The following is a 9,287-nucleotide window of genomic DNA, read 5'->3' as shown; positions in this document are numbered from 1 at the left end:
ATAGCAAGCTGCCGGTTTTTTTTTTATTTACGGATACCTCTGCGTATCCTTTTTTCTTTGTTCTAAACCGAAGTATGCCTTACTTATAATCCTTTAAATTAGGACTACTTTGTAGTATAATAGATATGGTGATAAAATGAAAATTAAATTATATTTTGGACAAGAAGATGCTATCAAAAAATCAGGAATTGGTCGTGCTTTTGTCCATCAAAAAAAAGCATTAGAATTATCAGGAATCCCTTATACTACAGATAAGGATGATTTGGATTATGATATTCTCCACATTAATACTGTATGGCCTGATAGTTTTAAGATAATAAATCAAGCACGAAAGTATAATAAAAAGATTGTATATCATGCTCATAGCACAGAAGAAGATTTTAAAAATTCTTTTATGTTTTCTAATACTGTTTCAGGGGTTTATAAAAAATGGCTGATCAGTATGTATACAAAAGGTGATTATATTGTAACTCCGACTCCTTATTCAAAGCGGATTTTAGAATCTTATGGAATTACACTTCCAATTAAAGCAGTTTCGAATGGTGTTGATTTAACACAGTTTAATCCTAGTCAAGAACAAATTGAATCGTTTATTCAGCAATACAAAATTGATTCTAAAGATGTTGTTATTATTTCGGTAGGTTGGCTATTTGAAAGAAAAGGATTTGATACTTTTGTATCGGTGGCAAAGAAATTGCCTGAGTATAAATTTATGTGGTTTGGTGATATTAAATTATCACGTCCTACAAAAAAGATTAAAGATTTACTAGATGATTTACCTCAAAATGTTATTTTACCAGGCTATGTTAGCGGTGATATAATTAAAGGGGCTTATGTAAGAAGTAATATATTCTTTTTCCCATCAAGAGAAGAAACTGAGGGAATAGTTGTATTGGAAGCTTTGGCAAGTAAATGTAATGTTTTACTGCGTGATATTCCTGTTTTTTCAGATTGGTTAGAAAATGGCGTGAACTGTTACAAAGGTAACCACACAGATGATTTTGTTGAAATCATTAAAAAGATGATTAACGGAGAATATCCTTCATTAGTTGAGCAAGGCTATAAAGTAGCTAAAGAGAGAGAACTATCAAAGATAGGGAAAGAATTATTAGAGGTGTATGAAGAAACGCTGAACCTCTAATATGAGGAAAGCTTATGGATAAGAAATCTAATAAAAAATATTTCCTTAACATTATTTTAATTCTTGTTTTAGGGGCAACTGTAATTTATTTTACAATGAAAGATGATTTACATGCTTCTTTAAGAGCATTAACAACGGCCTCGCCTTTATGGATTGTTATTTCCTTTGCATTAATGTCTATATATTTTTTATTAGATGGAATTAATCTATATACTTTTGGTAAGTTATATAAAAAGGATTATAGTTATAAGCAAGGGTTTGTAAATTCGATTTCAGGAACTTTTTTTAATGGGGTTACCCCCTTTTCTAGTGGGGGTCAATTTGCACAAGTCTATATTTTTAATAAGCAGGGAATTGCCCCAACTAACTCTGCTAGTATTTTATTGATGGCTTTTATTGTTTACCAGTCAGTACTAGTTTTATTTACTGCAGTAGTGATGATTTTCCGTTATCAGGCTTATAGTTCAATGTATTCAGAATTTTTTTCATTAGCAATTTTAGGCTTCTTGATTAATTTCTTTGTTATTACTGGACTATTTTTAGGTGCTAAATCAAAGCGATTACAAGATTTTATTTGTAATAATATTGTAAAAGCGTTAAGTAAAATAAGAATTGTAAAAAACTATGAAGATACTTCTATTAAGATTGCACGTTCACTTGAAAACTTTAGAACAGAGTTAAACGTGTTATTAAAAAATAAGAATGTATTGATAAAATCATCATTAATTAATTTGTTTAAATTATTAATTATGTATAGTATTCCCTTCTTTGCAGCAAAAGCATTAAACCTTAATGTTTCATTTATCCAAATATTCGATTTTATTGGTATTTGTTCATTTGTTTATATGATTACTGCCTTTGTTCCGATTCCTGGAGCAAGTGGCGGGAGCGAAGGAGTTTATTATATGTTATTTAGCCCTATTTTAGGGGCTGTTGGTACGCCAACAACATTATTAGTATGGCGCTTTGTAACCTACTATTTAGGACTAATTATTGGTGGTATCATTTTTGCAACTAATCGAGAAATAAATAGATCGGAGTAAAGTAATGAGAATAGCAATTTTTTCAGATACATATATCCCTGATATTAATGGGGTAGCGACATCAACTAAAATATTGAAAGATGAATTAGTAAAACATGGACATGATGTAGTTGTTGTTACTAGCGAGTTACCTAGTGATAGTGATTATATGGATGATCCTCATGATAATATCTTAAGAGTTCCTGGATTGGAAATACAAGCCCTGTATGGTTACCGGGCTTGTAATATTTATTCCTTCAAAGGAATGCGTGAAATTAAGGGAATGAACATTGAAGTTATCCACGTTCAAACTGAATTTGGGGTAGGAATATTTGGAAGAATCGTAGGAGAAACTCTTAATATTCCTGTTGTCTATACGTATCATACGATGTGGGCAGATTATTCTCATTATGTTAATCCTGTAAATTCTGGAGCTATTGATGGTTTGATCAAAAAGGCAATTACACGTATTAGTAAATTTTATGGTGATAAAAGTACTGAATTAATCGTACCTTCTTTAAAGACTAAAGAAGCATTAGAATTATATGGTTTAAATAAAGACGTCCATATTATTCCTACAGGATTAGAACTAGAAAAATTTGATCCTAAAAATAAAAATACTGAATTGATTGAGCAAATTAAAGACAAATATGGAATTAAAGATCAGTTTATTGTAACTTTTTTAGGACGAATTGCGAAAGAAAAAAGTATTGAAGTATTAATTGATGCAATGAAGGAAGTTATTAAAGAAAATGATAATGTACTTTGCTTGATTGTTGGTGGAGGACCACAGTTAGAGGAATTGAAAGAATTAGTAAAAGATGATCATATCAGCAATTATGTGATTTTTACCGGCCCTAAGCCTAGTAATGAGGTACCAAGTTATTATCATTTATCAAATGTATTTGTTTCTGCTTCAATAACTGAAACTCAAGGATTGACTTATATTGAGGCGATGGCAAGTGGAATACCTGCTGTTGCACGCTATGATAAAAATTTGGAGGATGTTATCGATGACGGTGTAAATGGGTACTTTTTTAAAGAAACATCGGAACTAGTGGAAATCCTACTAAAATTAATTAATCATAATTATTCTAAAATGGCAGAAGCCGCATACTTAAGTGCAATGAAGTTTAGTAGTGAAGTATTTTATGAAAAGGTAATTGCTGTTTATCAGCAAGCAATTAATTCGAAACACTATTCATATACGGTCAAGTCGATATATCCGGTTAAAAGAGGGATAAATGAAGTTGTTTTTCTATTTGATGAAAGTGAGATTATTGTTGAGGTAAATGATAAATTAATTAAAGCTTATCAATTAGAGCCAAATAAAGTTATTGATAAAGAGTTATTTGATGTTTTAAAAGATTTTGAACAAGTTTCTCGGGCCTATAATAAAGCGTTAAAATTACTCACAGTAAAAGATTATACTTATAATCAAATGAAAAAGAAGTTAATGGATAGTGGTGATTATGATGATACACAGTTAGATGCAACGCTAGAGTTACTTCAAGAGAAGAATTTAATAAATGATGAAGCATATACCTTAAATTATTTAAAACGCTGTACACGACTTGGAATTGGCTTAAATAAAGCTATTTATAATTTACGGAGTTATGGAATTGATAGTCAAATTATTGATCGATGTTTAGAAGAGATTGATGATGATGACGATGAGTATAATGCTGCCACCACATTAATTGAATCCATTTATAGTCGTAATACTAGTTTTTCTTATAAAGCAATGGTGAAGAAAATTCGAGATAAACTTTATATAAAAGGCTTTACTTCTGAAACAATTGAACGAGCACTTAGTGATTTTGATTTTGAGTTTGATGATCAACAAGAACAAGAAGCTTTGGAAAAAGAATTCTCAAGACAAAAGAAAAAGTATTCAAAAAGATATCAAGGTACTCATTTAAAAGAAAAAATCATTGATACTCTTTTAAGAAAAGGTTACAATTATGAGCATATTAAAGAATTATTAAATAGAGAAGGAGCCTTGGATGATGAATAAAATAAATGAATTAAAACCTGGTGATGAAGGCGTAGTAATTGAGGCACTGATTAACCGTGTTGTTGTTGGAAAAACAAATGGGGCCAATCGTTCTACCTATCTTAGTATTACTTTACAAGATGCTACTGGGACAATCGATGCTAAATTGTGGAATGCAACTAATGAGCAAGTAGAAAAGTTAGTTATGGGTTGTGTTGTACAAGTAAAAGGTGATGTAATCAAATATAATGAAGATCGCCAAATGAAGATAATCAAAATTGTTGTTGCTTCAACTGAACCTCAAGAACAAGTTAAATTTCTAAAAAGTGCGCCACAAACAGGAGAAGAACTTGTAAAGGAGATTTATACTTTTATTGAGCGAATTAACAATCTTAAGTTAAATCAGTTAGTTAAAGCATTATTCAACGAACATGTTGAAAAATTAACAATTTATCCTGCTGCTAGTAAAAATCATCATGAGTATGTATCTGGATTAGCATATCATACTTGCAGCATGTTAAGGATAGCTGATGCTTTGGCTCGATTATATCCATCATTAAATAGAGATTTGTTATTTGCGGGAATTACATTACATGATTTAGGTAAAACAGTAGAACTAAGTGGTCCAGTTGTACCTGAATATACAATCGAGGGTAAATTATTGGGTCATATATCAATCTCTCAGGCAATGATCAAAGAAATGGCTGATAAAATGAATATTGAGGGTGAAGAAGTTACGCTGTTACAACATATAATTTTATCTCATCATGGAAAAAACGAATTTGGTTCACCAATACTGCCACAAATCAAAGAAGCAGAGGTAATTTATTTAATTGATAATATGGATGCTCGGATCAATATGCTAGATAAAGCTTTAGAGACAGTAGAACCAGGTGGTTTTTCAAAACGAGTTTTTGCTTTAGAAAATAGAGCCTTTTATAAACCAAAAATGAATTAAATTAAGATTGTAAAACTTATTAAAAAGAGTAATTCTATCATTTGACAGAATTACTCTTTTTCTGTGTGCCGAGCATGGCATACATTTAGCTGGTGAAAGTCCCACCACGGGTATTTACCGCTAAGAGTAGTGAACCACAAACCATTAGTAGTGATGCTATGGGTGATGGAATTGGTGTAGCGAAATATTCGAGATTACGAAAAGAAATTTGATGAGGCTGAATGGGAGATAAGGTTGCAGAACAAACCAAGACAGTAAATCAAAAACCTGTGAAGATAAAAAAAGATGTATGCCTTACCTCGGGAGACCTTGTGGACGATGAAGTCCAGTAAACTGTTAAAAACAGTAATGATACCATCGATAGAAAAAGATTTATCACAAGAAGTCTGATGAAGTCATAGTAGTCAGAAATGATGAAGGACTGAAACGTTTATAGAGTGCAAATCACTATAAGCAATATTTGGATAGTTCGAAAGTGAGGGTAGCCTAGAACTGGGAAACGTAATCCTAGATGGTAAAAGTAAAGAGAATTTGAAAATGACTATCGAAAAGGTCAAACAAAATAAAGGAGTACCTGGAATAGACAAAATGACTGTGCAAGAGGTGGAAGAAGCCAAAGGCAATATATAGAAATCTAATGAAATTAAACAAAGCATGTAAATGTAGATTTAGTGAAGATGACATTTATAAGTGTGCAAACACAAGGTTAGGCTGGTATAGGAGAAGTGGAATGAATATAGTCAATTTTATAATATCGCTAAAAGTTCTAAGCATAAAGAAAGGTGATAGACCAGGTTTAGTCTATCACCTAGATTATTATCTTAAGAGTGATATAAATGTAGAGCCGTATACGAGACACGTACGTACGGTTCAATGGGAGAATAAATTATCAAATTTATTCCTTTACCCTATTAATGAAATAGAAGTATAAATAACAATTTAATTATTTAAATTTAAGAATTTTTACGATCACTTTAAAACCAATTAGCAGTTTCAGAAGTATGATAATGTATTTGCAATTCGGAAATGTGATAACTTAACACATTATTATTAAAAAGTGGTTCATGTTTATAAAATTCTTGTATTTCAGTTTCATTTCTAGATTTTATTACAGTTATTGAAGAACTCATATCGCTTTTTAATGACGAAAAGAGTACTTTCCCCGCTTTCATTAAAAGATTTGTATATTTTTGATGCTCTTGCATCATTTCATTTGTCATTCGTTCAGGATGAGTAACGATACCTTCGATTAAAAAATACTTCATAGTTTTAACTTCCTCCAAAGTCAATAATTTTAAATAAATTATAACATTTAGATTAAGTATCGTCATTTTTTTAACTTTTATAATTACAGATAGGATAATCAATTTAAAATGATTTTGATAAAAAAACGCTAAATAAGTAATATACAAGAGTAAATTACTTTAATTTAGCGAAAATATCTAAGTTTTATAAGCTGTTTATTTTATTAAAAATATTATCTAAATCAACTTCTTGACTACGATCAGTAAAGTCGATTTTGATTTGATCTGTTTCATTATATCTTGGAATAATATGGATATGAAAATGCATAACAGTTTGACCAGCCACTTCATTTGCATTGGTAAGCACATTCGCGCCTTTTGCGTCTAAATTAGTGATTATTTGGTTAGTAAGCTTTTTTGTTACTTTGATTAGATGGCTCAAAACTTCTTTATCAACATCTAAAATATTTTGATAGTGTGTTTTAGGAACAACTAATGTATGTCCGTTAGTTGTTTGACTCAAATCTAAAAAAGCTAGACATAAATCATCTTCATATACAATTTTACCAGGTATTTCTTTATTAGCGATTTTACAAAAGATACAATTCTCCATTTCTATAAGTCCTCCATAATATTATTCTAACATAGAAAAAAGATAAGGGGAAACCCCTTATCCGAAATAATCTTCATTTGATTCTTTAATTTCATCTTTGATTGCTGATTCGTATACATCAAAATTGTATTTCTTTAAATAATATGTTTCCATTTTTGTAGACATATCACTAACAGAAGCTAAATTAGTAATAATTTCATCTTTTAGATCTTTTTTATCTGTATTGTAAACATAAACTACAGCATATTTAGATTCAGATGTCTTAATCACTTTATTATAAATACCATCTTTAGTAAATTTATCTAATTTTTTAATAATTTTTGAGTCGACACTGCTTGTTTTAGTAGTGACCATACCAGCATCAGTACCATTGTTTTCAGTCATTAAAGTGTCAAAATCACTGCCATCTTTAACTTTATCAATTAAACTTAAGGCAGCTGATTCAGTGTCTAAAGTAATAATTTTTAAATATTTAACTTTGTATTCTTTAACCAGGTCATCATAGTTATCTTTAATATATTTTTCTTTAAGCATGGTTTGTTTTACTCCTAAAGTTAAAACACCATCGATATATTCTTGTTCAGTTTCATAACCATATTGTTTAGCATATTCTTCTAATGAAGTAGTTAAGTTTTCAGTAAAACTTGCAACCTTTTCATTAATTCTAGTTTGCACTGCATCCTTATCTGTCAGTTCTTGATCAGCAATATAAGTTAAAGCTAATGAAAGAACTTCAGAACTTCCATATTCTTTTAGTAAATAATGGTAAACATCATTTTTACTAATTTTAACATCATCAGCAGTTGCAATAGTCTTATCTCCATCTTTTATTTCTGAAGTATAAGTAGTTGCACTAGAAGAACTACATCCGACCAAAAGAGTTGCAACTATTGCTAAAGGAAATATTTTTTTCTTCATTAGTTTGTTCCTCCTCGGCTAGTTTCGCGTTCTTTTAAAGCTTCATCAATTACATTATTAATTATTTTTTCAGTATTTTTATCATCGTATTTAACATTATAAGATTGATAAACAATATAGCTCATATACTTATCATATGCAATCAATGGAGTATCAATAGATAAATCTTTTTTTATTTCTTTTTTTATACTATCTTTATCAGTACTAGTAACTTTTACAAAATAATATCCATCAGTACCTTTTATGGCTTCACTAGTTTCACCACTGGCAAGTGCTAATATTTTAGTTTCAACATCACTACCAAATGTTTGTGAAAGACCACTTGTAGTATCTACAATACCTAATTTTCCTTTATTCTTGTTAGTGTTTGTATCATCAGAGTAATCTTTGGCGATATCTCCAAAACTTTTACTTGAGCTTAATAAAGCAGTGACTTCACTCAATTTTGCTGTTTCATCAGCTGTTGGATTTTCAACATCAGTCATTGAAACTTTAATAAGACTAGCTTCACGTGGACTTGCTTGAGTGTAATAATCATCGAAAACTTCATCAAAGTTCTTTTCAACGTAAGCTAATAAAAAGTTGCATCTTTGATAGACTCTCACCATGTTTTCACGATATTCATCAAGTGAATTAAATCCACTTGAACTTAACGCTGTTTGTAATTGAGTTTCAGCATTATCGCCATATTGATTTTCATAGTAAGTTTGGATTTGATCAACTGTTTCATTAGCATCAGTTTCCATATCCTCATCGATTGGGAATTTTTGATCCATTAATTGTTGAAGCACGGCATTAAAGTATGAACTTTTTCCACTGGCAGTAGATATTACATCGTTAAAAATATCATCCGCAAAAATATTTTTATCTTTTTTCCCACTGTTTAAAGAAGCAACTACATATTTCCCATCTTCTTTAACTGTTTTCGAGCTGTTTTGACAACCAGTTAATAAGAAACTAGTCACGACTAGTGCCGCAGCACATTTACCTAATTTCATATCTTTCCTCCTTATCTTTCCATAACGTTACAATTATACTATTTATCGCATCTAATTTCAATAAATTAGGCAAAAACACATTGCCAATTGTTATTTTAACATAATTTATAATATGTAGGTGGTAGGAGGGGATTTGATGAATAACTGTAAATGCACTAATGTAAACATCTATGTCTTGTTTATTATTCTAGTTATTGTAGGTATCTATTGTATGTAATAAAAAGGAGGCGATTACAATGGCATGCCAAGATAATTCTTTTACATTGATCTTAGTTTTATTCATTTTATTAGTAATCATTTGTAATATGTGCTAATTAAAAAAGGATGTCGTCAAGACATCCTGGCTCTATACTAAAACTGGAGGGGAAATATATCCTGCTCCAGTTTTCTTATATTT

Annotated in this window: 9 protein-coding genes; 5 read left to right on the top strand and 4 right to left on the bottom strand. The window is 30.2% G+C overall.

Features of this window, described 5'->3' with window-relative positions; translation table 11 throughout:
* Positions 1 to 136 precede the first annotated feature (136 nt).
* From KSU54_RS18010 to KSU54_RS17995, 4 genes are read left to right on the top strand one after another with little or no spacing between them, the layout of a single operon-like run.
* Positions 137 to 1,141 carry a glycosyltransferase family 4 protein gene (locus tag KSU54_RS18010; protein ID WP_217746712.1) on the top strand — a complete coding sequence of 335 codons (1,005 nt, stop codon included), beginning with the start codon at positions 137 to 139 and terminating at the stop codon, positions 1,139 to 1,141.
* A 14-nt stretch (positions 1,142 to 1,155) separates the two neighbouring features.
* Positions 1,156 to 2,184: a lysylphosphatidylglycerol synthase transmembrane domain-containing protein gene (locus KSU54_RS18005; protein ID WP_003538032.1), complete on the top strand. Its 1,029-nt coding sequence runs from the start codon at positions 1,156 to 1,158 to the stop codon at positions 2,182 to 2,184.
* A 4-nt stretch (positions 2,185 to 2,188) separates the two neighbouring features.
* Positions 2,189 to 4,180: a glycosyltransferase gene (locus KSU54_RS18000; RefSeq protein WP_117792803.1), complete on the top strand. Its 1,992-nt coding sequence runs from the start codon at positions 2,189 to 2,191 to the stop codon at positions 4,178 to 4,180.
* On the top strand, positions 4,173 to 5,117 hold the full coding sequence (locus tag KSU54_RS17995; protein ID WP_008791897.1) for an HD domain-containing protein: 945 nt from the start codon (positions 4,173 to 4,175) through the stop codon (positions 5,115 to 5,117). The genes KSU54_RS18000 and KSU54_RS17995 overlap by 8 nt, the downstream gene beginning before the upstream one ends.
* 974 nt (positions 5,118 to 6,091) lie before the next feature.
* Here the strand turns inward: KSU54_RS17995 and KSU54_RS17990 are convergent.
* The 4 genes from KSU54_RS17990 to KSU54_RS17975 form a co-directional block, all read right to left on the bottom strand.
* Complete coding sequence (locus KSU54_RS17990) at positions 6,092 to 6,382, bottom strand: hypothetical protein (protein WP_008791893.1); 291 nt, start codon at positions 6,380 to 6,382, stop codon at positions 6,092 to 6,094.
* Positions 6,383 to 6,566: 184 nt separating this feature from the next.
* Positions 6,567 to 6,974, bottom strand: coding sequence for an HIT family protein (locus tag KSU54_RS17985; protein WP_003538038.1), 408 nt, complete (start codon positions 6,972 to 6,974; stop codon positions 6,567 to 6,569).
* Between the two features lie 57 nt (positions 6,975 to 7,031).
* A complete protein-coding gene (locus KSU54_RS17980; RefSeq protein ID WP_003538039.1) occupies positions 7,032 to 7,892 on the bottom strand; it encodes a hypothetical protein in 861 nt (286 codons plus the stop codon).
* Complete coding sequence (locus KSU54_RS17975; RefSeq protein ID WP_003538040.1) at positions 7,892 to 8,890, bottom strand: peptidylprolyl isomerase; 999 nt, start codon at positions 8,888 to 8,890, stop codon at positions 7,892 to 7,894. Before KSU54_RS17975 ends, KSU54_RS17980 begins: the two co-directional genes overlap by 1 nt.
* A 236-nt stretch (positions 8,891 to 9,126) precedes the next feature.
* Between KSU54_RS17975 and KSU54_RS19570 the strand changes: the two genes are divergently transcribed.
* A complete protein-coding gene (locus KSU54_RS19570) occupies positions 9,127 to 9,204 on the top strand; it encodes a YjcZ family sporulation protein (protein WP_081446386.1) in 78 nt (25 codons plus the stop codon).
* Positions 9,205 to 9,287 lie beyond the last annotated feature (83 nt).

Source organism: Erysipelatoclostridium sp. MSK.23.31 (assembly GCF_019125875.1).
In the GTDB taxonomy this organism is placed as follows: Bacteria; Bacillota_I; Bacilli_A; order Erysipelotrichales; family Coprobacillaceae; genus Thomasclavelia; species Thomasclavelia ramosa.
The sequence above is the reverse complement of the archived record's forward strand: the minus strand, read 5'-3'. Positions and strand labels throughout refer to the sequence as shown.

Coding starts and splice junctions, on each gene's coding strand:
- KSU54_RS18010 (WP_217746712.1), top strand. CDS start 137: ATGAAAATTAAATTATATTTTGGACAAGAAGATGCTATCAAAAAATCA.
- KSU54_RS18005 (WP_003538032.1), top strand. CDS start 1,156: ATGGATAAGAAATCTAATAAAAAATATTTCCTTAACATTATTTTAATT.
- KSU54_RS18000 (WP_117792803.1), top strand. CDS start 2,189: ATGAGAATAGCAATTTTTTCAGATACATATATCCCTGATATTAATGGG.
- KSU54_RS17995 (WP_008791897.1), top strand. CDS start 4,173: ATGAATAAAATAAATGAATTAAAACCTGGTGATGAAGGCGTAGTAATT.
- KSU54_RS17990 (WP_008791893.1), bottom strand. CDS start 6,382: ATGAAGTATTTTTTAATCGAAGGTATCGTTACTCATCCTGAACGAATG.
- KSU54_RS17985 (WP_003538038.1), bottom strand. CDS start 6,974: ATGGAGAATTGTATCTTTTGTAAAATCGCTAATAAAGAAATACCTGGT.
- KSU54_RS17980 (WP_003538039.1), bottom strand. CDS start 7,892: ATGAAGAAAAAAATATTTCCTTTAGCAATAGTTGCAACTCTTTTGGTC.
- KSU54_RS17975 (WP_003538040.1), bottom strand. CDS start 8,890: ATGAAATTAGGTAAATGTGCTGCGGCACTAGTCGTGACTAGTTTCTTA.
- KSU54_RS19570 (WP_081446386.1), top strand. CDS start 9,127: ATGGCATGCCAAGATAATTCTTTTACATTGATCTTAGTTTTATTCATT.